The sequence below is a fragment of the Sphingomonas sp. PWP1-2 genome, from assembly GCF_049898305.1.
Taxonomy (GTDB): domain Bacteria; phylum Pseudomonadota; class Alphaproteobacteria; order Sphingomonadales; family Sphingomonadaceae; genus Sphingomonas; species Sphingomonas glacialis.
Map to the genome: position 1 here is coordinate 638647 of NZ_JAFCXM010000001.1, position 23085 is coordinate 661731.

The following is a 23085-nucleotide window of genomic DNA, read 5'->3' on the forward strand; positions in this document are numbered from 1 at the left end:
CGCAGGTCAAAGCTCTCAGGTATCCGTGACAGAGGGGGCGGTGTGGGTATCGGCGCAATCGCGTCGAGCCGCGCCGTAGTCCCAGCACGGAAGGCCCGACATGAGCGACACCGAGATTCCCGACGAGATCGCGACACAGACGCTGCCGCTCGACGCATGGCACCGCGCGCAGGGCGGGCGGATGGTCGAATTCGCCGGCTATCACATGCCCGTCCAGTATGAAGGCATCATGGCCGAGCATCTCTGGGTGCGCGAATCGGCCGGGCTGTTCGACGTCAGCCATATGGGCCAACTCGTCTTCCGTGCAGAAGGTGGCGCCGATGTCGTCGCCGCGCTCGAAGCGCTGCTCCCGGCCGATATTGCCGGGCTTGCCGAGAACAAGCAGCGCTACTCGCTGCTGCTCGCCGAGAATGGCGGCATTCTCGACGATCTGATGGTCACGCATCTGCCGCGCGAGAGCCCGTTCGCCGCGGATGACGAAGCGGCCGAACCCGCCGAGCCCGCAGGCTGGTCGCCGCTCGACGCGTCGCCGACCGATCCCGACGCGCCGACATTCTACATGGTCGTCAACGGCGCGACCAAGATCGACGATATCGCGCATCTGCTCGAATTCCTGCCCGATGGCATCGCGATCAACCATCTCGAGGAGCAGGCCTTGCTCGCGCTGCAGGGGCCGAAGGCGGTCGATGCGCTCGCGCGGCTGGTGCCGGGCGTCGAGGCGATGGTGTTCATGACCGCCGGCGCGTTCGACTGGAACGGCGTGCCGCTGTGGATCAGCCGCTCGGGCTATACCGGCGAGGACGGCTTCGAGATTTCGGTGCCGGGCGAGCATGTCGTCGCGCTTGCCGATGCGCTGATCGCCGAGCCCGAGGTCAAGCCGATCGGCCTTGGCGCGCGTGATTCGCTCCGTCTTGAAGCGGGGCTGCCGCTTTATGGGCACGATCTCGACCCCGAGACGACGCCGGTCCAGGCCGATCTCGGCTTCGCGCTGTCGAAGCGTCGCCGCGAGGCGGGCGATTTCATGGGTGCCGAACCGATCCTTGCCGAGCGTGCTGCCGGTGCAACGACCAAGCGCGTCGGCCTGCTGATCGCCGGCCGCCAGCCGGTCCGCGAGGGCGCGACCGTCGTCGATGCCAGCGGCGCCGACATCGGCCGCGTCACCAGCGGCGGCTTCGCGCCGAGCGTCGGTGCGGCGATCGCGATGGCCTATGTTCCGGCCGAGCTCGCGACGCCAGGCACCACCGTTTCGCTGTCGCAGCGCGGGAAGGTCCACACCGCGACTGTCACCGCAATGCCCTTCATTCCCCACCGCTACGTTCGTGCAGGAGGCAAGTGATATGAGCCGTTATTTCACCGAAGACCATGAATGGGTCGATGTCGATGGCGATATCGGCACCGTCGGTATCTCCGAATATGCGCAGAGCCAGCTCGGCGACATCGTGTTCGTCGACGTTCCCGAAGAGGGCAAGGCACTGACCAAGGGCGACGAAGCCGCCGTGGTCGAATCGGTCAAGGCGGCATCCGACGTCTATTCGCCGGTGTCGGGCACGGTGATCGAGGGCAATCCTGCGCTCACCGAGACGCCGGGCCTCGTCAACAAGGAGCCCGAGAGCGACGGCTGGTTCTTCAAGCTGACGCTGTCCGATCCGGACGAGCTGAGCGGTTTGATGGACGAGATCGCCTACGCGGCGTTCGTCGAGAAGCTTTAAGATGCGTCGCCCCGGCGAAGGCCGGGGCCGCTGGGTTGTCTTGCCCGGCGCGTAATCCAAACCTAGCGGCCCCGGCCTTCGCCGGGGCGACGGGAATTCTGATGCGCTACCTGCCCCTGACCCAAATCGATCGCGACGCGATGCTCGGCGTGATCGGCGTCGCGACGATCGACGATCTGTTCGTCGACGTGCCCGAAGCCGCTCGCCTCGAGGGCCCGATCCCCGGCCTGCCGATGCATGCGAGCGAGATGGCGGTCGAACGCCACATGACCGCGCTGTCGCGGAAAAACCTCACCGCGGGGGAGGTGCCCTTCTTCCTCGGCTGCGGCGCGTACAAGCATCATGTGCCCGCTTCGGTCGATCATCTGATCCAGCGCGGCGAGTTCCTCACCGCCTATACGCCGTACCAGCCCGAGATCGCGCAGGGCACGCTGCAGATGCTGTTCGAGTTCCAGACGCAGGTCGCGCGGCTGCTCGGCACCGATGTCGCCAATGCTTCGATGTACGACGGCTCGACCGCGTGCTGGGAGGCGATCGGCATGGCGCGGCGCATCACCAAGCGCGGCAAGGCGCTCCTCTCGTCGGGGCTCCACCCGCATTATGTCTCGGTCGCCAAGACGATGGCCAAGTTCACCGGCGATGCGCTCGAGACTTCGGCACCGACGCTCGGGGCAGATACCGATATCGACGCGCTGATCGCGGCGATCGACACCGATACGTCGTGCGTCGTGGTGCAATACCCCGACATTCTCGGCCGCATCGCTGATCTGAAGCCGCTCGCCGATGCGTGCCATGCCAACAAGGCGCTGCTGATCGCCGTCGTGACCGAGCCGGTCGCTTTGGGCGCGATCAAGGCGCCGGGTGAGATGGACGCCGATATCGTGGTGGGCGAGGGGCAATCGCTCGGCGTCGGCTTGCAGTTCGGTGGGCCTTACGTTGGGCTGTTCGGCTGCAAGGAAAAGTACGTTCGCCAGATGCCGGGCCGGCTGTGCGGCGAGACGCTCGATGCCGATGGGCGCCGCGGTTTCGTGCTGACACTCAGCACGCGCGAGCAGCATATCCGCCGCGAGAAGGCGACGTCGAACATTTGCACCAATAGCGGGCTGTGCGCGCTGGCGTTCTCGATCCACATGACCTTGCTCGGCGAGGCTGGCCTGCGCCAGCTCGCGGCGATCAACCATGCGGGCGCGGTGGCGGCGGCCGAGCGGCTGTCGCAGGTGCCGGGCGTCGAACTGGTGACGACGCACTTCTTCAACGAATTCACGCTGAAACTGTCCAAGGAAGCACGCCCGATCGTGCGCACGCTCGCCGATCGCGGGATCCTTGCGGGCGTGTCGCTTGGGCGGCTCTATCCGGGCGAGGATTCGCTGGCGAACGGCCTCGTCGTCGCCGTCACCGAGACGACCACCGCGGAGGACGTCGAAATCCTTGCCGCTGCGCTTCAGGAGGTACTGGCATGAGCATCAACGCAAGCGGATGGCGCCCCGAAGCGCCGATCTCGGGCGGTAAGGCTGCGCCAACGACCACCGGCAACAAGGCACTGATGCTGGAGGAAGCGCTGATCTTCGAGATCGGCGATACGACGACCACAGGCGTCGACCTTGTCGAACCCGTCGCCGCCACCTCGCGGCTGGGCGACCTCGCCCGTACCGCGCCGATCGGCCTTCCTGGTTTGTCCGAGCCCGAAACGGTGCGCCACTACACGCGCCTGTCGCGCCAGAATTACGGGATCGACCTCGGCTTCTTCCCGCTCGGCTCGTGCACGATGAAGCACAATCCGCGCCTCAACGAGAAGATGGCGCGGCTCCCTGGTTTCGCCGACATCCACCCGCTCGCGCCGGTGCAGAGCGTGCAGGGCGCGCTCGAAGTGATCCAGCAGCTGGCGCACTGGCTCGTCACGCTCACCGGCATGGACTCGGTCGCGATGAGCCCCAAGGCGGGCGCGCATGGCGAGCTGTGCGGCGTGCTGGCGATCCGCGCCGCGCTCGAGGCGCGCGGGGAGGGGCATCGCAAGATCATCCTCGTCCCCGAGAGCGCGCACGGCACCAACCCGGCGACCGCGGCGTTCGCGGGCTATAGCGTCGAGGACATTCCCGCGACCGCCGACGGCCGCGTCGATACCGAGAAGCTGATCGCGCGACTCGGCCCCGACGTGGCGGGCGTGATGATCACCAACCCCAACACTTGCGGCCTGTTCGAGCGCGACATGCGCGTGATCTCGGACGCGGTGCATGCGGCAGGCGGGCTCGTCTATTGCGACGGCGCCAACTTCAACGCGATCGTCGGGCGCGTCCGGCCGGGCGATCTCGGCATCGATGCGATGCACATCAACCTCCACAAGACCTTCTCGACTCCGCATGGCGGCGGCGGGCCGGGTTCGGGGCCGGTGGTGTTCTCGAAGGCGCTGAGCCCCTTCGCGCCGCTGCCGTTCGTCGAGAAGACCGACGATGGCTTCCACCTCGTCGAGGAGGAAACCGCCGGCGAGCATCATGCCGGCGCGTTCGGCCGGATGGTCGCGTTCCATGGGCAGATGGGGATGTTCACGCGCGCGCTGACCTACATCCTCAGCCACGGCGCCGATGGGCTGCGGCAGGTGTCGGAAGATGCGGTGCTCAACGCGAACTATATCCTGCGCAGTCTCGACTCGACGCTCGAGGCGCCGTTCGGTGGTTCGGGGCCTTGCATGCACGAGGCGCTGTTCTCGGATAATGGCCTCGCCGACGGCTTCTCGACGATCGACGTCGCCAAGGGGCTGATCGACGAGGGCTTCCACCCGATGACGATGTATTTCCCGCTCGTCGTCCACGGCGCGATGCTGATCGAGCCGACCGAGACCGAATCGAAGGCCGCGCTCGACCAGTTCATCGTGGCGCTCCGCTCGGTCGCCGAGCGCGCCAAGGCGGGTGATATGCGCCTCAAGTCCGCGCCGCATTTCGCGCCGCGCAGCCGGCTCGACGAAACGCTGGCGGCGCGCAAGCCGATACTGGTATGGAAGGACCCGGGACTCGCGCAAGCCGCGGAATAACGGGGGGAATATATGCAGGTGCATCAGGTGCAGGCCAGCTGGCAGCAATATGCCATCATGGCCGTCGTCTTCGTCATCGTCTTTGCGATCCGCGGACGGAGCCTGATGCGCGTGCGGCCGCTCAAGATCGAGCAATTGTGGATCGTGCCGGCGGTCTATGCGCTGGTCGTCGCCTATCTGTTCGTCCGCTTCCCGCCGAGCGCGCTCGGTTGGGCCGTCTCGGCACTCGGTCTGGTGATCGGCGGGGCAATCGGCTGGCAGCGCGGCAAGACGATGCGGATCCATATCGATCCAGCGACCGGGCTGCTGATGCAGAAGGGCTCGATCTGGGCGCTGGCGATCATCGTCGTGCTGATCGCGGTCAAGACGGTCGCGCAGGCCGAGGGCAGCGCGCTCCATTTCGACGTCAGCGTGCTGGTCGACGGGCTGGCGGCGCTGTCGCTCGGCATCTTCGCGGTGCAGCGGCTGGAGATGTACCTGCGCGCCAAACGCCTGCTCGAAGGCGCACCCGCTTGAGCGAGCCGTGGATCCCGGCCGAGGCGGGCGTCGAAGCGCGGCGCCATGCGCCGGCAACCTTGCGCAACCGGATGACGATTGCAGACACGCTGCGCGGCGTGTTGCCGTTGTCGGGAAGCGTGCTCGAGGTCGCGAGCGGATCGGGCGAGCATGCCGCCTATTTTGCGGGGGAGTTTCCCGCGCTCGACTGGCAGCCGAGCGACCCCGATGCCGCTGCGCGCGTGTCGATCGCGGCGTGGTGCGAGGGAATCGAGAACGTCCTGCCGCCGCTCGAGATCGATGCGGCCGCCGCTGCGTGGCCGGTCGATAGCGCCGATGCGGTGCTGTGCATCAACATGGTGCATATCAGCCCGTGGGAAGCGACGCTCGGGCTGATGGCGGGCGCGGCACGGCTGCTTCCGGCAGGAGCGCCGCTGATCCTGTATGGCCCGTTTCTCCAGTATGACGTGCCGACGGCGCAGAGCAATCTGGCGTTCGACGAGTCGCTCCGCGCGCGTGATCCGCGGTGGGGGATTCGCTCGGTCGATGCGGTACGCGAGGCCGCTGCGGGGTTCGTGCTCGAGCAGACGATACCGATGCCCGCGAACAATCTGCTGCTGGTGTTTCGGCGCGCTGGTTAGCTAAGGCCCCCGTCCGGTCGCCCCGAGCGTGCTGAAAGCCTGCGCTCGACCTCCGTGCGCTCGCGCGGGGAGGGCAGGGCTTCGACAGGCTCAGCCCGAACGGAGATGGGGCCGCCGGCCCGGATCGAGATCACCCGGGGGTGACGCCGCCGCTTCTCCGCGCTATCCGCGCCAGCATGATCAAGCATGCACTCCCCGTCACCCGCGAGGCCGATTTCTCGGCCTGGTACCAGTCCGTCATCGCGGAGGCCGACCTCGCCGAGGAATCGGGCGTGCGCGGTTGCATGGTGATCCGGCCGTGGGGCTATGGCATCTGGGAGCGCATCCAGCGCTTGCTCGATGACCGGATCAAGGCGACCGGTCACGAGAATTGCTATTTCCCGCTGTTCATCCCGCTCTCCTATTTCGAGAAGGAAGCCGATCACGTCGAAGGCTTCGCCAAGGAAATGGCGGTCGTCACGCATCACCGGCTGGTGAGCGACGGCAAGGGCGGGTTGATGCCCGACCCGACCGCCAAGCTCGAGGAACCGCTCGTCGTGCGCCCGACTTCGGAGACGGTGATCGGCGCGGCGTTCGCGCGCTGGGTGCAGTCGTGGCGCGACCTGCCGGTGCTGATCAACCAATGGGCTAATGTGGTGCGCTGGGAGATGCGCACGCGGATGTTCCTGCGCACCAGCGAGTTCCTCTGGCAGGAGGGGCACACCGCGCACGCGACCGCCGAAGAGGCGCGCGAAGAGACGCTCAAGATGCTCGAAGTCTATCGTTCGTTCGCCGAGGATTGCCTCGCGTTGCCGGTCGTCGCGGGCGAGAAGCCCGAGAATGAGCGCTTCCCAGGGGCCGTCTCGACCTACAGCATCGAGGCGATGATGCAGGACGGCAAGGCGCTCCAGGCGGGCACCTCGCACTTCCTCGGCACCAACTTCGCGCAGGCGCAGGACATCAAGTTCCAGAATTCGGAGGGCGTGTTCGAGCTCGCCAACACGACGAGCTGGGGCGTGTCGACTCGGATGATCGGCGGCGTGATCATGGTGCATGGCGATGACGACGGTCTGCGCGTGCCGCCGCGGATCGCGCCGTGGCAGGTGGTGATCGTGCCGATGCTGCGCGAAAGCCCTGAGGACGCAGCGCTGATCGACTATTGCAAGGCGCTTCAGGCCGAGCTGGCGCAGCAATCGGCGCTCGGCGAGCCGGTGCGCGCGCTGCTCGACCTCAAGTTCGGCAAGGCCGCGACCAAGCGCTGGGGCTGGGTCAAGAAGGGCGCGCCGATCGTGATCGAAGTCGGCGGACGCGACATGGCGGGCGGCAACGTCTCGGTGATCCGCCGCGACCGGCTGTACCGCGCCGATGGCAAGCTCGACAGCGCGATCGTCGCGCAGGGTGATTTCGTCGCTGCCGTCTCGGCGACGCTCGAGGAGATCCAGGGATCGCTGCACAGCGAGGCGCGTGCGCGGCTCGAGGCGAGCATCGTTCCGGGTGCTGATTTCGCAGCGCTCGAGACGCATTTCGCCGAGGGCGTGAAGAACCCGGGCTGGCTCGAAGTGCAATGGTCGAAGCCGACCGGCGCAGCGCTCGACGGTGTCGTCGAGCGGCTCAAGAAGCTCAAGCTCACCATCCGCAACGCGCCGATGGCGCAGGGCGCGATCGACGGCACTTGCGTCTTCACGGGCGAGCCTGCGGTCGAGCGGGTGCTGATCGGGCGGTCGTACTGAGGCTGCGGCTGGCGGGTCAGCTAACAAGACCCGGTTCCCCGGCGAATGCCGGGGCCCAGTCGTGATGGCCAACGTCATCATGCGCAACGCCAGCGTTGACCGCCCGCAACTGGGCCCCGGCCTTCGCCGGGGAACCGCATCCTAGCGAGTCTAGAGCTTCTCGAACGAAGCCCCGACATGCGCCGCGCCGCGGGCTTCGGCGAGCTTGACCTGGCGGTGGCGCTCGGCGGCTGAAGCGCGCTTGGTTGCGTCGATCGTCTCGGCGCAGGCCGGGCAGGCGACGCCCTCCTCATAGAGCGGCGAAAGGCGGTCCTCAGGGCTGACCGGCATCCGGCAGCCGCGGCACAGTGCGTGCGTTCCCGGTGCGAGGCCATGGCCGACCGCGACGCGCTCGTCGAAGACGAAGCATTCGCCCTGCCAGCGGCTCTCGGCCTCTGGCACTTCCTCGAGATATTTCAGGATGCCGCCGTCGAGGTGATACACTTCGTCGAGGCCCTCGGCCTTGAGGAAGGCGGTCGATTTCTCGCAGCGGATGCCGCCGGTGCAGAACATCGCGATCTTCTTGCCCTCGAGCTCGGCGCGGTGCGCGCGCGCCCAGGCGGGGAAATCGCTGAAGCTTGCGGTCTCCGGGTCGATCGCGCCGGCGAAGGTGCCGACCTTCACTTCATACGCGTTGCGCGTGTCGATCACGATCGTGTCGGGCGAATCGATCAACGCGTTCCAGTCGGCGGGTTTGACATAGGTGCCGACGCCGCCGAGCGGGTCGATGTCGGGTTCGCCCATCGTCACGATCTCGCGCTTGAGGCGGACCTTGAGGCGGTGGAACGGCATCGTTTCCGCGTGGCTGTATTTGGGGGCAAGCGCGGCGCAGTCGGGCAGGGTGCGGATGTGCGCGACGACCGCGGCGATGCCGGCTTGCGGGCCGGCGATCGTGCCGTTGATGCCTTCCTGCGCCAGCAGCAGCGTGCCGCGCACGCCATTGGCGGAGCAGAGATCGAGCAGCGGTTTACGGAGCGCCGCCGGATCGGGGAAGCGCGCGAAGCGGTAGAGCGCGGCGACGGTGATGGGGGAGGGGGCAGTCATGGCACGGCCCCTCTAACGCGTTTCAGGCATTAGGTGAACAACACCCATCCGTTCGCCCTGAGCCTGTCGGAGGGCCCTCGCCACAGGCGAACGCGCGCCAGGGGAGGGCTGCCCTTCGACAAGCTCAGGGCGAACGGGTGGGGGGAAGCAGGCCGGGTTACGCCGCCTTCAACGACTCCATGTCGATGACGAAGCGATACTTCACGTCGCTCTTGATCATCCGGTCATAGGCGGTGTCGATGTTCTGGATATCGATCATCTCGATATCCGCAGTCAGGCCGTGCTTGACGCAGAAATCGAGCATTTCCTGCGTCTCCTGGATCCCGCCGATCAGCGAGCCCGCGATCGAGCGACGCTTGAACACCATCGCGCCGATGCTCGGCGAGGGATGCGGCGTCTCGGGGACGCCGACCAGCGTCATCGTGCCGTCGCGCTTGAGCAGGTTGAGGAACGGGTCGAGATCGTGGCTTGCCGCAACGGTGTTGAGGATGAAGTCGAAGCTGTTGGCATGTTCGCCCATCACGGCTTCGTCCTTCGACACGATCAGGTCGGTCGCGCCGAGCCGCTTGGCATCCTCGCGCTTGCTCGGCGAGGTGCTGAAGACATAGACGTCGGCACCCATCGCCTTGGCGATCTTGACGCCCATGTGACCGAGCCCGCCGAGACCGACGATGCCGACCTTCTGGCCCGGACCGACCTTCCAGTGGTGCAGCGGCGAATAGGTGGTGATGCCGGCGCACAGCAGCGGGGCGACGGCAGCGAGATCGGCCTCGTCATGCCCGACCTTGAGTACGAAATCCTGCTTCACGACGATATGGTCGGAATAGCCGCCGAAGGTGTAGCCGCCCGAGCGCGTGTCCGGCGCATCATAGGTGCCGACGAAACCCGTGGTCTCGCAATATTGCTCCTCGCCATCGGTGCACGACGGGCAATGGCCGCAGCTGTCGACCATGCAGCCGACGCCGGCGAGATCGCCGACCGCGAACTTGGTGACGTCGCTGCCGACCGCCGAGACGCGGCCGACGATCTCATGCCCGGGGACGCACGGATAATTGACCGAGCCCCACTCGCCGCGCGCGGTGTGGAGGTCGGAATGGCAGACTCCGCAGAACAGGATGTCGATCGCGACGTCGTCGGCGAGCAGGTCGCGCCGCTCGAACGAAAAAGGCGCGAAGGTCGCGTCGGCGGATGGCGCCGCGAACGCGTGGGCGGTGGTGGTCATGGGGGAGTCCTCGGATTTGGAAACGGAATGTCGAGGTCCTCAAGATCGGGTTGTGTACCGCTCGTTACAAGGCGCCTTGCTGCACCGCGGCAGAAAAGAGCCGATCCCAATGCTCGGCAAAACGCGCCTGCGCGGCATCGGACAAGTGAAGCCCGAGCTTGCTGCGACGTTTCAGCACATCGTCGGGGGTGCGCGCCCATTCGCGGTCGTGGAGCCAGCGCGCCTCGATTTCGGTCAGGCCACCGCCGAGGTCCGGCCCGAGCTCGTCGGCGCCCGTCACCTCGGCCAGCAGCTCTGCCAGCATCGCGCCATAGGCGTGCGCCATCCGCTCGGCGCGGGCATCGCCGAGGAACGGCCAAGTCGCGCGAACGCTTGCGAGGAAGGTGTCGAAATCGGCGATCGCGCCGCCGGGGAAAACGCGCGCGCGGCTCACCGGGTGCGCGGTGAAGCCCATCGGCGTCGCGAGCTTCTCCATCGCTTCCTCGGCGAGATGGCGCGCGGTGGTGATCTTGCCGCCGAAGATCGAGAGCAGGGGCGGGCCATTGGTGTCGAGCTCGAGCACATAGTCGCGCGTCACCGCCTTCGCCTCGCTCGCGCCGTCGTCGTAGAGCGGGCGCACGCCCGACCAGGTCGAAGTGACGTCGGCGGGGGTGATCTGCTTGCTGAAGTGGAGGTTCACCGCGTCGCAGAGATAGGCGATCTCGGCATCGTCGATCTTGGCGTCCTCGGGCGCATCGACCGGGATGTCGGTCGTGCCGATCTCGGTGAACTCGCCCTGATAGGGGATGGCGAAGACGATGCGGCGGTCGGGTTGCTGGAGGATGTACGAATGCGTCCCCTCGAACAGCTTGGGGACGACGATATGGCTGCCCTTGACGAGTCGCACGCCCGACGCGGCGTTGACGCCGAGCTTGCCGAGCATCTGGTGGACCCACGGGCCGGCGGCGTTGACCATCGCGCGGGCGCTTACCGTCCTCCCATCAGAGAGCGCGGCCTGCCACAGCCCATCCTCGCGCCGTGCCGACTCGACTGCGGTGCCGACTCGCACGTCGGCGCCATTGGCGGCGGCATCGATCGCGTTGAGCACGGTCAGCCGCGCATCGTCGACGAACGCGTCCGAATAGACGAACCCGGTCGCCGCACCCTTGAGCGGCGCGAGATAGGCGGTGTCGGTCTTGCGCAGCCCGCGCGAGCGCGCCAGCGTCATCTTGCCGCCGAGGAAATCGTAGAGGTAGAGCCCGAGCCGAACCATCCACCACGGCCGCACCGCATTGGTCTGCGGCAGCACGAAGCGCATCGGGTGGATGATGTGCGGTGCCGCCTTCACCAGCCGCTCGCGCTCGCGCAGCGCCTCGGCGACGAGCTTGAACTCGTAATATTCGAGATAGCGCAGGCCACCATGGATCAGCTTGGTCGAGGCCGACGAGGTATGCGCGGCAAGATCGTCGCGCTCGACCAGCAGCACGCTGAGCCCTAAGAGGGATGCTTCGCGCGCGATCGCGCAGCCGTTGATCCCGCCGCCGACGATGAGCAGGTCATAGGGTGATGGTGTCATGCGACTGGCCTTACCAGCATGATCGGCCCATCGGAAGCGCCGAAGATTGCAGCGGTGCGCGGTTGACCCAAACCGAGTCGCATTGTATGCGCACCCCCGCTCGACCGGAGTTTTGCTCCGGGACGGTGCTTGAACATTGCTGGATGCATTCCAGGGCCCGGTGGCGGTTTCGCTGCCAACGGCCCTTTTTGTATTCCCCGAATTGTTCTGGGGGGGCGTCAAGGCTCCAGCAAAGTAACCAACAGTCAAGGTGAAGAGATTCAATGCCGACAATCAACCAGCTGGTCCGCAAGGGCCGCGATCCGCAGAAGGCCAAGTCCAAGGTCCCTGCAATGGAGCAGAACCCGCAGAAGCGCGGCGTTTGCACCCGCGTCTACACGACGACCCCGAAGAAGCCGAACTCGGCTCTGCGCAAGGTGGCCAAGGTTCGCCTGACCAACCAGCGCGAAGTCATCAGCTACATCCCGGGCGAGGGTCACAACCTGCAGGAGCACTCGGTCGTGCTGATCCGCGGCGGTCGCGTTCGCGATCTTCCCGGCGTGCGCTACCATGTCCTGCGCGGTGTCCTCGATACACAGGGTGTCAAGGATCGTCGCCAGTCGCGTTCCAAGTACGGCGCCAAGCGTCCGAAGTAAGCCGGTCGGCTCGATAGCCGATCATCGAATGGCTGAAGTTTAGAAGGAAATTGAAATGGCACGTCGTCGTCGCCCAGAAAAGCGTATCATCCTCCCCGATCCTAAGTACGGTGATGAGGTCCTCTCGAAGTTCATGAACTCGGTTATGCTCGACGGTAAGAAGTCGGTCGCAGAACTGATCGTGTACGGCGCGATGGAAACCGTCGAAGCCCGTGCGAAGAAGGATCCCGTCGCGGTGTTCCATGACGCGCTCACCAACGTGAAGCCCGGCATCGAAGTCCGCAGCCGCCGTGTCGGTGGTGCGACCTATCAGGTCCCGGTCGAAGTGCGCCCCGAGCGCGCTCAGGCTCTGGCGATTCGCTGGTTGATCTCGGCTGCCCGTGCGCGCAGCGAGAACACCATGTCGGCCCGCCTTTCGGGCGAGCTGATGGACGCCGCCAACAACCGCGGCAACGCGGTCAAGAAGCGCGAAGACACGCACCGCATGGCCGAGGCCAACCGCGCGTTCTCGCACTACCGCTGGTAAGCTAGCGCTCGCTGCAATCGTAACCTATATCGTGGGGAGCCGGACCATCCGGCTCCCCACATCGCTAAGGAAGCACTGACATGGCCCGCAGCCATCCGCTCGAACGCTATCGCAACATCGGCATCATGGCGCACATCGACGCCGGCAAGACGACGACGACCGAGCGTATCCTCTATTACACCGGCAAGTCCTACAAGATCGGCGAAGTGCACGAAGGCACCGCGACGATGGATTGGATGGAGCAGGAGCAGGAGCGCGGGATCACGATCACGTCGGCTGCGACGACCTGCAAGTGGCGCGCCAGCGAAGGCAAGGGCGAAGAGCACCTGATCAACATCATCGACACCCCGGGCCACGTCGACTTCACGATCGAAGTCGAGCGTTCGCTCCGCGTGCTCGATGGCGCGGTTGCGTGCTTCGACGGCGTTGCCGGCGTTGAGCCGCAGTCCGAGACCGTGTGGCGCCAGGCTGAAAAGTACAAAGTGCCGCGGATGTGCTTCGTCAACAAGCTCGACCGTACCGGCGCCGACTTCTATTTCTGCGTCCAGTCGATCATCGATCGCCTCGGTGCGCGTCCGGCCGTGCTGTATCTCCCGATCGGTATGGAAGGCGGCTTCAAGGGCCTCGTCGACCTCGTCGAGAACCGTGCGATCATCTGGCTCGAAGAAAGCCTCGGCGCGAAGTTCGAATATGCCGAGATCCCCGAGGATCTCGCCGAGAAGGCCGCCAAGTATCGCAGCGACCTGATCGAAATGGCTGTCGAGCAGGACGACGCGCTGATGGAGGCGTATCTCGAGGGCAACGAGCCTTCGACCGCCGACCTGAAGAAGCTGATCCGCAAGGGCACGCTCAACTTCTCGTTCGTGCCGGTCGTTTGCGGTTCGGCGTTCAAGAACAAGGGCGTTCAGCCGTTGCTCGACGCCGTCGTCGACTATCTGCCTTCGCCGCTCGACGTTCCGGCCATCCAGGGCCTCAAGCTCGACGGCACGACCGTCGACGAGCGTCCTTCGTCGGACGAAGCGCCGTTCTCGGCGCTTGCGTTCAAGATCATGAACGATCCGTTCGTGGGTACGCTGACCTTCGCGCGCATCTACTCGGGCAAGCTCGAGACCGCGTCGCAGGTCACGAACTCGGTCAAGGACAAGAAGGAAAAGGTCGGTCGCATGCTGCTGATGCATGCGAACGAGCGCGAGGACATCCAAGTGGCCTATGCCGGCGACATCGTCGCTCTCGCAGGCCTCAAGGACACCACGACGGGCGACACGCTCTGCGCGATGAACGCTCCGATCATCCTCGAGCGGATGGAATTCCCCGAGCCCGTGATCGAGCTCTCGGTCGAACCCAAGACCAAGGCCGACCAGGAGAAGATGGGCGTCGCGCTCAATCGTCTCGCACGCGAAGATCCGTCGTTCCGCGTTTCGTCGGACGCCGAGTCGGGCCAGACCATCATCAAGGGCATGGGCGAGCTCCATCTCGAGATCCTGGTCGACCGCATGAAGCGCGAGTTCAAGGTCGAGGCAAACGTCGGCGCGCCGCAGGTTGCTTACCGTGAGTATCTCGGCAAGCCGGTCGACGTCGACTACACGCACAAGAAGCAGTCGGGTGGTACCGGCCAGTTCGGTCGCGTGAAGGTCAAGGTCACGCCGGGCGAGCGCGGTTCGGGCATCGTCTTCAAGGACGAGATCAAGGGCGGTAATATTCCGAAGGAATATATCCCGGCGATCGAGAAGGGCTTCCGCGAGACGGCGGCTACGGGTTCGCTGGTCGGCTTCCCGATCATCGATTTCGAAATCCTCGTCTATGACGGCGCCTACCATGACGTCGACTCGTCCGCGCTGGCGTTCGAAATCTGTGCGCGTGGCGCGATGCGTGAAGTCGCGCAGAAGGCCGGCATCAAGCTGCTCGAGCCGATCATGAAGGTCGAAGTCGTGACCCCGGAAGATTATCTGGGCGACGTCATCGGCGACATGAACAGCCGTCGTGGCCAGATCCAGGGCACCGATACGCGCGGCAACGCGCAGTCGGTGGACGCGATGGTCCCGCTGGCGAACATGTTCGGCTATGTGAACGCGCTCCGCTCGTTCACCCAGGGCCGCGCGAACTACTCGATGCAGTTCTCGCATTACGAAGAAGTCCCGGCCAACGTCGCGGACGAGGTCAAGGCAAAGCTGGCGTAATTGCAAGCCCTGGCGCCCGGTTGGGCGCTAGGGCTAGCGTATCCCGAAATAGGTCGCTATGGGCCCGCGTTCGCGTGGAGCTCTGAAGGCCGCGAGCGAATCAATAAGGTAGGAAATCATGGCGAAAGCAAAGTTCGAGCGGAACAAGCCGCATCTCAACATCGGCACGATCGGCCATGTCGATCATGGCAAGACGTCGCTCACGGCTGCGATCACCAAGGTGCTCGCCGAGACCGGTGGCGCCACGTTCACCAGCTATGCCAACATCGACAAGGCTCCCGAAGAGCGCGAGCGCGGCATCACCATCTCGACCGCACACGTCGAGTATGAGACGCTGGCACGTCACTACGCGCACGTCGATTGCCCGGGCCACGCCGATTATGTGAAGAACATGATCACCGGTGCGGCACAGATGGACGGCGCGATCCTCGTCGTCTCGGCGACCGACGGCCCGATGCCACAGACCCGCGAGCACATCCTGCTCGCACGCCAGGTCGGCGTGCCGACGATGGTCGTGTTCATGAACAAGGTCGATCTCGTCGACGACGAGGAAATCCTCGAGCTGGTCGAGATGGAAATCCGCGAGCTTCTCTCGAAGTACGATTTCGACGGCGACAACATCCCCGTCATCCGCGGTTCGGCTGTTGCAGCGCTCAACGACACCACGCCTGAGATCGGCCATGACGCCGTCCTCAAGCTGATGGAAGCTGTCGACACGTACCTGCCGCAGCCCGAGCGTCCGCTCGACAAGCCGTTCATGATGCCGATCGAGGACGTGTTCTCGATCTCGGGTCGTGGTACGGTCGTCACCGGCCGCGTCGAGACCGGCATCGTCAAGGTTGGCGAGGAAGTCGAGATCGTCGGCATCAACGACACGCGCAAGACCACGGTCACGGGCGTCGAAATGTTCCGCAAGCTGCTCGACTCGGGCCAGGCTGGCGACAACATCGGCGCGCTGATCCGCGGCGTTGGTCGTGAAGAAGTCGAGCGTGGCCAGGTTCTCTGCAAGCCCGGCTCGATCAAGCCGCACACGGCGTTCTCGTCGGAAGTCTATGTGCTGTCGAAGGACGAGGGTGGCCGTCACACGCCGTTCTTCGCCAACTACCGCCCGCAGTTCTACTTCCGCACGACCGACGTCACCGGCACCGTCGAGCTGCCTGAGGGCACCGAAATGGTCATGCCTGGCGACAACATCGCGCTCGGCGTTAAGCTGATCGCACCGATCGCCATGGACGTCGGCCAGCGCTTCACGATCCGCGAAGGCGGCCGTACCGTTGGTTCGGGCATCGTCTCGGGCATTTCGGCCTAAATTTTCTAGCAATAGAAATAAGTGCAGCCCGCGCCTCGATGAGAGGCGCGGGCTGTTGCTTTTTATGGAAGGGCCCTGTAGTGGCCCGCCTCCAGTTTTGGTTTTAATCAGTAGAGGCGGCCATTCAGCCGTCATCCCCGGCGCGAGATGCCGGGATGACGAATGGGTGAGTTGCCCCGCTCTTTCGCATCGGTAGGGACTATGGACAGCAATATCCGCATTCGTCTGAAGGCATTCGATCATCGCGTGCTCGACCAGGCTACCGGCGACATCGCCGACACTGCCCGCCGCACCGGCGCGCTCATCCGTGGCCCCATTCCGTTGCCGACGCGCATCGAGAAGTTCACGGTCAACCGCGGCCCGCACATCGACAAGAAGTCGCGCGAGCAGTTCGAGGTCCGTACCTACAAGCGCATGCTCGACATCGTTCAGCCGACCCCGCAGACGGTCGACGCGCTGATGAAGCTCGACCTCGCCGCAGGCGTTGACGTCGAGATCAAGCTGGCTTAAAGGCCGCTCCTCTACGAGATTCGGTGCCGCTTTCGGCGGCATCAAATAGACGGGATACCGCCGGATTTATCCGGGTCTGCGTCCCCCGACACGCTCCACCGCCAACGCGGGGAGCACCAGCCCGGGTCGGGGCCGCAGTATAAAATAAGTTTGGGCTGAGTACGCACCCTTCGGAATGGTCCGAGGGGTGCCTCTGCATTGTATGGAGCATTGATCATGCGCACTGGCGTGATCGCGAAAAAGATGGGGATGACCCGCTGGTTCCAGGACGACGGGCGCCATGTGCCCGTGACCGTTCTGGCACTGGAAAATCTTCAAGTTGTGGCCGTTCGCGAGGCCGATCGAGATGGGTATGTTGCAGTCCAGCTGGGCGCAGGTACCGCAAAAGCAAAGAATGTCGCCAAGCCGCAGCGTGGCCACTTCGGCAAGGCCGAAGTCGAGCCCAAGGCGAAGCTGGCGGAATTCCGCGTGAGCGATGATGCCGTGCTCGAAGTCGGCGCGACCATCTCTGCCGACCATTATGTTTCCGGCCAGATCGTCGATATTCAGGGCGTGACCCAGGGTAAGGGCTTCCAGGGCGGCATGAAGCGTTGGGGCTTCGGCGGTCTGCGCGCGACCCACGGCGTTTCGGTCTCGCACCGTTCGCTCGGTTCGACCGGTCAGCGCCAGGATCCGGGCAAGGTCTTCAAAAACAAGAAGATGGCCGGGCACATGGGCGACAAGAACCGCACCCAGCAGAACCTCGAAATCGTCTCGACCGACGTCGAGCGTGGCCTCATCTTCGTCAAGGGTTCGGTCCCTGGCTCGAAGGGCGGCTGGTTGCTGGTGAAGGATTCGGTCAAGGTCGCGCGTCACGCCGATGCGCCGTACCCCGCCGGCCTCCGCCAGGTTGCCAACACCAACGACACCGCTCCCGCCGAGACGCCTGCTGACGTCGCGACCGTGGACGCGACCGACGGCCAGGAGGGCTGATCATGAAGGTTACATCTCAGTCTTTCGACGGCGCAGCCGGCACGGAAGTCGAGCTCAACGACGAGGTCTTCGGTCTCGATCCGCGCGCCGACATCCTGCACCGCGTCGTCACCTGGCAGCTCGAGAAGCGCCGTGCGACCGCAAGCGGCACGCGTGAGCGTTCCGACGTTGCGCGTACCGGCAAGAAGTTCGGTCGCCAGAAGGGCGGCGGTACGGCACGTCACGGCGATCGCCGCGCTCCGATCTTCGTCGGTGGTGGTAAGGCGCACGGTCAGCGGACCCGCGACTTCAACCCCGGCCTGAACAAGAAGATCCGCGCACTCGGTCTCAAGATGGCGCTGTCGACGCATGCACAGGCCGGTACGCTGGTCGTCATGGACAGCCTGGGCGTTGCCGAGAACAAGACCAAGACGCTGATCGCGGATTGGGCAAAGCTCGGCACCGGCAAGACCGCGCTCGTCATCGACGGCGACATGGTCGACACGAGCTTCGCACTGGCGGCGGGCAACCTGCACACGATCAACGTGATGCCGGCGGCTGGCGCCAATGTGTACGATATCCTGAAGCACGACACGCTGGTCCTGACCCGCGCTGCCGTCGAATTGCTGGAGGCGCGCTTCAATGGCTAAGCCAAAAACCGGGATCGACGCACGTCATTACGACGTGATCGTTGCTCCGCACATCACCGAGAAGGCGACCTTGCTCTCCGAGCATAACGCCGTCGTGTTCAAGGTCACCAACGACGCGACCAAGCCGCAGATCAAGGCTGCAGTGGAAGCGCTGTTCGACGTGACCGTTCTGGGGGTCAACACGATCGTCCAGAAGGGCAAGACCAAGAAGTGGAAGGGCGCGCCCTACACCCGCTCCGACATCAAGAAGGCGATCGTGACGTTGAAGGACGGCCAGTCCATCGACGTGACGACGGGGATCTGATCCGATGGCACTGAAGCATTATAACCCGACGAGCCCGGCACGCCGCGGGCTCATCCTCGTCGACCGTTCGGCACTGCACAAGGGCGGCCCCGTCAAGGCGCTGACCGAAGGCAAGCGCAAGACCGGTGGCCGTAACAACAAGGGCCACATCACGTCGCGCGGCATCGCCGGCGGTCACAAGCAGCGCTACCGCATCATCGACTTCAAGCGCCGTAACTGGGGCGTCGATGGCGTGGTCGAGCGGATCGAATACGATCCCAACCGCACCGCGTTCATCGCGCTGATCAACTATGGTCAGACCGCCGATGGCAAGGAAAACGTTGCCTACATCATCGCGCCGCAGCGCTTGGCCGTCGGTGACAAGGTCATCGCGGACAAGAAGACCGACGTGAAGCCGGGCAACGCGATGGAACTGGGCCAGATGCCGGTCGGCACGATCGTCCACAACGTCGAGATGAAGCCGGGCAAGGGCGGTCAGATCGCGCGTTCGGCCGGCACTTATGTGCAGGTCGTCGGTCGCGACAAGGGCATGGTCATGGTCCGCCTCAACTCGGGCGAGCAGCGCTACCTCCATGCGAACTGCATGGCCACGGTCGGCGCCGTGTCGAACCCCGACAACGGCAACACCAACCTCGCCAAGGCAGGCCGCAGCCGCTGGTTGGGCATCCGCCCGCTGACGCGTGGTGTCGCCAAGAACCCGGTCGACCATCCGCACGGCGGTGGTGAAGGCCGTACCTCGGGTGGCCGTCATCCGGTTACGCCATGGGGCAAGCCGACCAAGGGTGCGCGCACCCGTCACAATAAGTCGACGGATAAGATGATCATCCGTTCGCGTCATTCGACGAAGAGGAAGGGCTAAGATGGCTCGCTCAGTCTGGAAGGGTCCCTTCGTGGACCTCCACCTGCTCAAGAAGGCAGAAACCGCGCAGGAAACCAATGCGCGCGGTGCGATCAAGACCTGGTCGCGTCGCTCGACAATCCTGCCGCAGTTCGTGGGCCTCACGTTCAGCGTCTATAACGGCCGCAAGTTTGTGCCGGTCTCGGTCAACGAGGACATGGTGGGCATGAAGCTCGGCGAGTTCGCGCCCACCCGTTACTTCCCCGGCCACGCCGCGGACAAGAAGGGCAAGCGCTAATGTCTAAGGCGAAATCCCCCCGCAAGGTCGGCGAGAAGGAAGCCCTCTCGGTCGGCACGCAGATCCGTGGTTCGGCGCAGAAGCTGGGTCTCGTTGCAGCGCTCATCCGCAACAAGCCGGTTGGCCAAGCGATGAACATCCTGCAATTCTCGACCAAGGGCATGGCAATCGAGGCGCGCAAGGTGCTGGCCTCGGCCATCGCCAACGCTGAGAACAACCATAACCTCGACGTCGACTCGCTCGTCGTCTCGGAAGCCTCGGTCGGCAAGTCGATCGTCATGAAGCGGTTCGCCACGCGCGGCCGCGGCAAGTCGACCCGCATCCTCAAGCCCTTCAGCCGCCTGCGCATCGTCGTTCGCGAAATGGAAGAAGAAGCGTAATGGGTCAGAAATCGAACCCCATCGGTCTGCGCCTGCAGATCAACCGCACCTGGGACAGCCGCTGGTATGCCGAAGGCGCCGACTACGGTCGTCTTCTGCTCGAAGATCTCAAGATGCGGGCGTTCATCATGAAGACGCTGCCGCAGGCAGCGATTTCCAAGGTGGTGATCGACCGTCCGGCCAAGCTGTGCCGCGTCTCGATCTTCGCAGCACGCCCCGGCGTGATCATCGGCAAGAAGGGCGCAGACATTGAAAAGCTGCGCCGCCTGCTCGGCAAGATGACCACGTCCGACGTCAGCTTGAACATCGTCGAAATCCGCAAGCCGGAAGTCGATTCGAAGCTCGTCGCACAGGGCATTGCCGATCAGCTCGAGCGTCGTATCGCTTTCCGCCGCGCCATGAAGCGTGCGGTCCAGTCGGCGATGCGTCTCGGCGCAGAGGGCATCCGGATCAACTGCGGTGGCCGTCTCGGCGGTGCTGAAATCGCGCGTTCGGAATGGTATCGCGAAGGTCGCGTTCCGCTCCACACGCTGCGCGCCAACGTCGATTATGCCGAAGCGACTGCACACACGGCCTACGGCGTGTGCGGCGTGAAGGTCTGGATCTTCAAGGGCGAAATCCTGGGTCATGACCCGATGGCGACCGACCGGCTGATGATGGAAGCACAGACTTCCGGCGTCCGGCCTGATCCGCGCCGCTAAGGAATAGATCATGCTGCAACCGAAAAAGACCAAGTTTCGCAAGGCCTTCAAGGGCCGCATCCATGGCGACGCCAAGTCCGGCACGACCCTCAACTTCGGCTCGTACGGGCTGAAGGCGATGGAGCCGGACCGGATCACTGCACGCCAGATCGAGGCGGCTCGCCGCGCGATCACGCGTCACATCAAGCGCCAGGGGCGTTTGTGGATCCGCGTTTTCCCGGATCTTCCCGTCTCGGGCAAGCCTGCCGAAGTCCGCATGGGTAAGGGCAAGGGTTCGCCGGAATATTGGGCAGCCCGCGTAAAGCCGGGCCGCATCCTGTTCGAACTCGATGGCGTTCCGGGTGACATCGCCGCTATGGCGTTCAGCCGCGCAGCGATGAAGCTGCCGATCAAGGTGAAGGTCGTTGCCCGTCTCGGCGACACCTCGCATCTGGGAGTTGCATAAGATGGCAAAGCTCGACACGCGTCGTTCCGACCTGGTCGCCAAGACCGAAGACCAGCTGGGCGAAGAGCTCGGCAACCTGAAGCGTGAGGCGTTCAACCTCCGCTTCCAGGCGGCGACCAACCAGCTCGAAAAGTCGAGCCGGGTGAAGGAAGTCCGTCGCGACATCGCTCGCATCAAGACCCTGCAGTCGACGCGTTCGCGCGACGCTGCGGCAAAGTAAGGATTTAGACATGCCAAAGCGCGTGCTGACGGGGCTGATCGTCTCCGACAAGGGCGACAAGACGGTGGTCGTGAACGTGGAGCGCAAGGTCAAGCACGCGCTCTACGGCAAGATCATCCGTCGTACGAAGAAGTATCATGCCCATGATGAGGGCAATGAGTTCAAGCAGGGCGAAACCGTGCGGATCGAAGAGACCGCACCGATCTCCAAGCTGAAGACCTGGAAGGTGATCGATCGGGTTAACACCCACGCGACGCCTGAGCGGGTCGACGTCGACGCCTGACACCTCCGCGCGGTCCCCCGGTGAAAGCCGGGGCCGCATGGAAAGGGTCAGGCAATAGTCGTGCTACCCCGGTCTTGGGGTGACGACTGAGTTTAGGCGGCACCGGTCGGAATCGGTGCCTGGAATGAGAAGGAAGCGGATCCAATGATCCAGATGCAATCCAATCTCGAGGTCGCTGACAACAGCGGCGCGAAGCGGGTTATGTGCATCAAGGTGCTTGGGGGTTCCAAGCGTCGTGTTGCAGGCGTGGGCGACATCATCGTCGTCAGCGTCAAGGAAGCTGCCCCCCGTGGCCGCGTGAAGAAGGGCGACGTGCACCGTGCCGTCATCGTGCGTACGGCGAAGGACATTCGCCGGGCCGATGGCACCGTGATCCGCTTCGATTCGAACGCAGCCGTGCTGGTCAACAAGAACGAAGAGCCGATCGGCACGCGTATCTTTGGCCCAGTGGTGCGCGAGCTCCGCGGCAAGAAGCACATGAAGATCATCTCGCTCGCACCGGAGGTGCTGTAAAATGGCCGCCGCTAAGATCAAGAAGGGCGATCGCGTCATCGTCCTGTCGGGCCGCGACAAGGGCAAGACTGGCGAAGTCACGATGGCCATGCCGAAGGACGGCAAGGTCGTTGTCGCCGGCGTCAACGTCGCTGTGCGCCACACCAAGCCGAGCCAGGGCGACCCCGAGGGTGGCCTGAAGCGTTCGGAAGCGCCGATGCACATTTCCAAGGTTGCGCATGTGACCGCCGACGGCAAGCCGACGCGCGTTCGCTTCGAGACCCAGGACGGCAAGAAGGTCCGCGTTGCGGTCAAGACCGGGGAGAAGATCAGTGGCTGATGCTGCAACCAAGCCCCGGATGAAGGGCATGTACGACGACAAGATCGTCGCTGCGATGACCGAGAAGTTCGGCTACAAGAACGCGATGGAAGTTCCTCGCATCGACAAGATCGTCCTCAACATGGGCGTTGGCGAAGCGACGCAGGACAAGAAGAAGGTCGACCAGGCAGCCCAGGAAATGGAGCTGATCGCCGGCCAGAAGCCCGTCGTGACCAAGGCCAAGAAGTCGATCGCTCAGTTCAAGCTGCGCGAAGGCATGCCGATCGGCGTGAAGGTTACCCTTCGTCGTGAGCGCATGTACGAGTTCCTCGACCGTTTCATCACGATCGCGCTCCCGCGCGTTCGCGATTTCCGCGGGCTCAACCCCAAGTCGTTCGACGGACGCGGTAACTATGCCTGCGGCCTGAAGGAGCAGCTGGTGTTCCCGGAAATCAGCTACGACCGGATCGACAAGATCCGCGGCATGGACGTGATCGTCACGACCACGGCACGGACCGACGACGAAGCGCGCGAGCTGCTCCGCCTGTTCGGCTTCCCGTTCCCGCCGGAAGTCACTGAAGACGCGACCGAAAAGAAGGCGGCATAAG

General features: G+C 64.6%; 28 protein-coding genes. 25 read left to right on the top strand and 3 right to left on the bottom strand.

Annotated elements, in window-relative coordinates:
- Positions 1–100: 100 nt before the first annotated feature.
- From gcvT to ACP7C5_RS03185, 7 genes are all read left to right on the top strand, one after another.
- The gene (gene gcvT / locus ACP7C5_RS03155) at positions 101–1336 is read left to right on the top strand and encodes a glycine cleavage system aminomethyltransferase GcvT (protein ID WP_426263156.1); all 1236 of its coding nucleotides are present in this window, start codon (positions 101–103) and stop codon (positions 1334–1336) included.
- A 1-nt stretch (position 1337) separates the two neighbouring features.
- Complete coding sequence (gcvH, locus tag ACP7C5_RS03160; protein WP_426263157.1) at positions 1338–1709, top strand: glycine cleavage system protein GcvH; 372 nt, start codon at positions 1338–1340, stop codon at positions 1707–1709.
- Between the two features lie 101 nt (positions 1710–1810).
- Positions 1811–3169: an aminomethyl-transferring glycine dehydrogenase subunit GcvPA gene (gcvPA, locus tag ACP7C5_RS03165; protein WP_133189655.1), complete on the top strand. Its 1359-nt coding sequence runs from the start codon at positions 1811–1813 to the stop codon at positions 3167–3169.
- Complete coding sequence (gcvPB, locus tag ACP7C5_RS03170; RefSeq protein ID WP_426263158.1) at positions 3166–4734, top strand: aminomethyl-transferring glycine dehydrogenase subunit GcvPB; 1569 nt, start codon at positions 3166–3168, stop codon at positions 4732–4734. The genes gcvPA and gcvPB overlap by 4 nt, the downstream gene beginning before the upstream one ends.
- Before the next feature lie 12 nt (positions 4735–4746).
- On the top strand, positions 4747–5250 hold the full coding sequence (locus tag ACP7C5_RS03175) for a DUF1453 domain-containing protein (protein ID WP_426263159.1): 504 nt from the start codon (positions 4747–4749) through the stop codon (positions 5248–5250).
- The gene (locus ACP7C5_RS03180) at positions 5247–5870 is read left to right on the top strand and encodes a DUF938 domain-containing protein (protein WP_426263160.1); all 624 of its coding nucleotides are present in this window, start codon (positions 5247–5249) and stop codon (positions 5868–5870) included. The genes ACP7C5_RS03175 and ACP7C5_RS03180 overlap by 4 nt, the downstream gene beginning before the upstream one ends.
- A 176-nt stretch (positions 5871–6046) precedes the next feature.
- Positions 6047–7579: an aminoacyl--tRNA ligase-related protein gene (locus ACP7C5_RS03185; protein WP_426263161.1), complete on the top strand. Its 1533-nt coding sequence runs from the start codon at positions 6047–6049 to the stop codon at positions 7577–7579.
- Positions 7580–7729: 150 nt separating this feature from the next.
- Here the strand turns inward: ACP7C5_RS03185 and ACP7C5_RS03190 are convergent, their stop codons facing one another.
- From ACP7C5_RS03190 to glpD, 3 genes are all read right to left on the bottom strand, one after another.
- Positions 7730–8662: a rhodanese-related sulfurtransferase gene (locus ACP7C5_RS03190; protein ID WP_426263162.1), complete on the bottom strand. Its 933-nt coding sequence runs from the start codon at positions 8660–8662 to the stop codon at positions 7730–7732.
- 157 nt (positions 8663–8819) lie between these two features.
- Entirely contained in the window at positions 8820–9884 is a 1065-nt protein-coding gene (locus ACP7C5_RS03195) for an NAD(P)-dependent alcohol dehydrogenase (RefSeq protein WP_426263163.1), read from the bottom strand.
- A 64-nt stretch (positions 9885–9948) separates the two neighbouring features.
- The gene (gene glpD / locus ACP7C5_RS03200) at positions 9949–11439 is read right to left on the bottom strand and encodes a glycerol-3-phosphate dehydrogenase (RefSeq protein WP_426263164.1); all 1491 of its coding nucleotides are present in this window, start codon (positions 11437–11439) and stop codon (positions 9949–9951) included.
- 263 nt (positions 11440–11702) lie between these two features.
- Between glpD and rpsL the strand changes: the two genes are divergently transcribed.
- From rpsL to rplE, 18 genes are all read left to right on the top strand, one after another.
- A complete protein-coding gene (gene rpsL / locus ACP7C5_RS03205) occupies positions 11703–12074 on the top strand; it encodes a 30S ribosomal protein S12 (RefSeq protein ID WP_019516007.1) in 372 nt (123 codons plus the stop codon).
- Positions 12075–12129: 55 nt separating this feature from the next.
- Positions 12130–12600: a 30S ribosomal protein S7 gene (gene rpsG, locus ACP7C5_RS03210; protein WP_133189639.1), complete on the top strand. Its 471-nt coding sequence runs from the start codon at positions 12130–12132 to the stop codon at positions 12598–12600.
- 80 nt (positions 12601–12680) lie between these two features.
- On the top strand, positions 12681–14777 hold the full coding sequence (fusA, locus tag ACP7C5_RS03215; RefSeq protein WP_189675332.1) for an elongation factor G: 2097 nt from the start codon (positions 12681–12683) through the stop codon (positions 14775–14777).
- Positions 14778–14895: 118 nt separating this feature from the next.
- Positions 14896–16086, top strand: coding sequence for an elongation factor Tu (gene tuf, locus ACP7C5_RS03220; protein WP_010185493.1), 1191 nt, complete (start codon positions 14896–14898; stop codon positions 16084–16086).
- A gap of 201 nt (positions 16087–16287) precedes the next feature.
- Positions 16288–16596: a 30S ribosomal protein S10 gene (gene rpsJ, locus ACP7C5_RS03225; RefSeq protein ID WP_007406109.1), complete on the top strand. Its 309-nt coding sequence runs from the start codon at positions 16288–16290 to the stop codon at positions 16594–16596.
- Positions 16597–16812: 216 nt separating this feature from the next.
- The gene (rplC, locus tag ACP7C5_RS03230; protein ID WP_010185494.1) at positions 16813–17568 is read left to right on the top strand and encodes a 50S ribosomal protein L3; all 756 of its coding nucleotides are present in this window, start codon (positions 16813–16815) and stop codon (positions 17566–17568) included.
- 2 nt (positions 17569–17570) lie between these two features.
- A complete protein-coding gene (gene rplD / locus ACP7C5_RS03235) occupies positions 17571–18197 on the top strand; it encodes a 50S ribosomal protein L4 (RefSeq protein WP_426263165.1) in 627 nt (208 codons plus the stop codon).
- Positions 18190–18501: a 50S ribosomal protein L23 gene (locus ACP7C5_RS03240; protein ID WP_010185496.1), complete on the top strand. Its 312-nt coding sequence runs from the start codon at positions 18190–18192 to the stop codon at positions 18499–18501. Before rplD ends, ACP7C5_RS03240 begins: the two co-directional genes overlap by 8 nt.
- A 4-nt stretch (positions 18502–18505) precedes the next feature.
- Positions 18506–19360, top strand: coding sequence for a 50S ribosomal protein L2 (rplB, locus tag ACP7C5_RS03245; protein WP_133189631.1), 855 nt, complete (start codon positions 18506–18508; stop codon positions 19358–19360).
- 1 nt (position 19361) lies between these two features.
- Positions 19362–19637 carry a 30S ribosomal protein S19 gene (gene rpsS / locus ACP7C5_RS03250; protein ID WP_010164582.1) on the top strand — a complete coding sequence of 92 codons (276 nt, stop codon included), beginning with the start codon at positions 19362–19364 and terminating at the stop codon, positions 19635–19637.
- The gene (gene rplV / locus ACP7C5_RS03255; protein WP_010185498.1) at positions 19637–20017 is read left to right on the top strand and encodes a 50S ribosomal protein L22; all 381 of its coding nucleotides are present in this window, start codon (positions 19637–19639) and stop codon (positions 20015–20017) included. Before rpsS ends, rplV begins: the two co-directional genes overlap by 1 nt.
- On the top strand, positions 20017–20718 hold the full coding sequence (gene rpsC, locus ACP7C5_RS03260; protein WP_010185499.1) for a 30S ribosomal protein S3: 702 nt from the start codon (positions 20017–20019) through the stop codon (positions 20716–20718). Before rplV ends, rpsC begins: the two co-directional genes overlap by 1 nt.
- A gap of 10 nt (positions 20719–20728) precedes the next feature.
- Positions 20729–21163 carry a 50S ribosomal protein L16 gene (gene rplP, locus ACP7C5_RS03265; RefSeq protein ID WP_010185500.1) on the top strand — a complete coding sequence of 145 codons (435 nt, stop codon included), beginning with the start codon at positions 20729–20731 and terminating at the stop codon, positions 21161–21163.
- A gap of 1 nt (position 21164) precedes the next feature.
- Entirely contained in the window at positions 21165–21383 is a 219-nt protein-coding gene (rpmC, locus tag ACP7C5_RS03270; protein ID WP_133189629.1) for a 50S ribosomal protein L29, read from the top strand.
- A gap of 10 nt (positions 21384–21393) precedes the next feature.
- A complete protein-coding gene (rpsQ, locus tag ACP7C5_RS03275) occupies positions 21394–21666 on the top strand; it encodes a 30S ribosomal protein S17 (RefSeq protein WP_010185503.1) in 273 nt (90 codons plus the stop codon).
- 144 nt (positions 21667–21810) lie between these two features.
- Positions 21811–22179, top strand: coding sequence for a 50S ribosomal protein L14 (gene rplN, locus ACP7C5_RS03280; protein WP_010164574.1), 369 nt, complete (start codon positions 21811–21813; stop codon positions 22177–22179).
- Between the two features lies 1 nt (position 22180).
- Positions 22181–22498 carry a 50S ribosomal protein L24 gene (rplX, locus tag ACP7C5_RS03285; protein WP_133189627.1) on the top strand — a complete coding sequence of 106 codons (318 nt, stop codon included), beginning with the start codon at positions 22181–22183 and terminating at the stop codon, positions 22496–22498.
- On the top strand, positions 22491–23084 hold the full coding sequence (rplE, locus tag ACP7C5_RS03290) for a 50S ribosomal protein L5 (RefSeq protein ID WP_029625217.1): 594 nt from the start codon (positions 22491–22493) through the stop codon (positions 23082–23084). Before rplX ends, rplE begins: the two co-directional genes overlap by 8 nt.
- Position 23085: the final 1 nt, after the last annotated feature.

Coding starts and splice junctions, on each gene's coding strand:
- gcvT (WP_426263156.1), top strand. CDS start 101: ATGAGCGACACCGAGATTCCCGACGAGATCGCGACACAGACGCTGCCG.
- gcvH (WP_426263157.1), top strand. CDS start 1,338: ATGAGCCGTTATTTCACCGAAGACCATGAATGGGTCGATGTCGATGGC.
- gcvPA (WP_133189655.1), top strand. CDS start 1,811: ATGCGCTACCTGCCCCTGACCCAAATCGATCGCGACGCGATGCTCGGC.
- gcvPB (WP_426263158.1), top strand. CDS start 3,166: ATGAGCATCAACGCAAGCGGATGGCGCCCCGAAGCGCCGATCTCGGGC.
- ACP7C5_RS03175 (WP_426263159.1), top strand. CDS start 4,747: ATGCAGGTGCATCAGGTGCAGGCCAGCTGGCAGCAATATGCCATCATG.
- ACP7C5_RS03185 (WP_426263161.1), top strand. CDS start 6,047: ATGATCAAGCATGCACTCCCCGTCACCCGCGAGGCCGATTTCTCGGCC.
- ACP7C5_RS03190 (WP_426263162.1), bottom strand. CDS start 8,662: ATGACTGCCCCCTCCCCCATCACCGTCGCCGCGCTCTACCGCTTCGCG.
- ACP7C5_RS03195 (WP_426263163.1), bottom strand. CDS start 9,884: ATGACCACCACCGCCCACGCGTTCGCGGCGCCATCCGCCGACGCGACC.
- glpD (WP_426263164.1), bottom strand. CDS start 11,439: ATGACACCATCACCCTATGACCTGCTCATCGTCGGCGGCGGGATCAAC.
- rpsL (WP_019516007.1), top strand. CDS start 11,703: ATGCCGACAATCAACCAGCTGGTCCGCAAGGGCCGCGATCCGCAGAAG.
- rpsG (WP_133189639.1), top strand. CDS start 12,130: ATGGCACGTCGTCGTCGCCCAGAAAAGCGTATCATCCTCCCCGATCCT.
- fusA (WP_189675332.1), top strand. CDS start 12,681: ATGGCCCGCAGCCATCCGCTCGAACGCTATCGCAACATCGGCATCATG.
- tuf (WP_010185493.1), top strand. CDS start 14,896: ATGGCGAAAGCAAAGTTCGAGCGGAACAAGCCGCATCTCAACATCGGC.
- rpsJ (WP_007406109.1), top strand. CDS start 16,288: ATGGACAGCAATATCCGCATTCGTCTGAAGGCATTCGATCATCGCGTG.
- rplC (WP_010185494.1), top strand. CDS start 16,813: ATGCGCACTGGCGTGATCGCGAAAAAGATGGGGATGACCCGCTGGTTC.
- rplD (WP_426263165.1), top strand. CDS start 17,571: ATGAAGGTTACATCTCAGTCTTTCGACGGCGCAGCCGGCACGGAAGTC.
- ACP7C5_RS03240 (WP_010185496.1), top strand. CDS start 18,190: ATGGCTAAGCCAAAAACCGGGATCGACGCACGTCATTACGACGTGATC.
- rplB (WP_133189631.1), top strand. CDS start 18,506: ATGGCACTGAAGCATTATAACCCGACGAGCCCGGCACGCCGCGGGCTC.
- rpsS (WP_010164582.1), top strand. CDS start 19,362: ATGGCTCGCTCAGTCTGGAAGGGTCCCTTCGTGGACCTCCACCTGCTC.
- rplV (WP_010185498.1), top strand. CDS start 19,637: ATGTCTAAGGCGAAATCCCCCCGCAAGGTCGGCGAGAAGGAAGCCCTC.
- rpsC (WP_010185499.1), top strand. CDS start 20,017: ATGGGTCAGAAATCGAACCCCATCGGTCTGCGCCTGCAGATCAACCGC.
- rplP (WP_010185500.1), top strand. CDS start 20,729: ATGCTGCAACCGAAAAAGACCAAGTTTCGCAAGGCCTTCAAGGGCCGC.
- rpmC (WP_133189629.1), top strand. CDS start 21,165: ATGGCAAAGCTCGACACGCGTCGTTCCGACCTGGTCGCCAAGACCGAA.
- rpsQ (WP_010185503.1), top strand. CDS start 21,394: ATGCCAAAGCGCGTGCTGACGGGGCTGATCGTCTCCGACAAGGGCGAC.
- rplN (WP_010164574.1), top strand. CDS start 21,811: ATGATCCAGATGCAATCCAATCTCGAGGTCGCTGACAACAGCGGCGCG.
- rplX (WP_133189627.1), top strand. CDS start 22,181: ATGGCCGCCGCTAAGATCAAGAAGGGCGATCGCGTCATCGTCCTGTCG.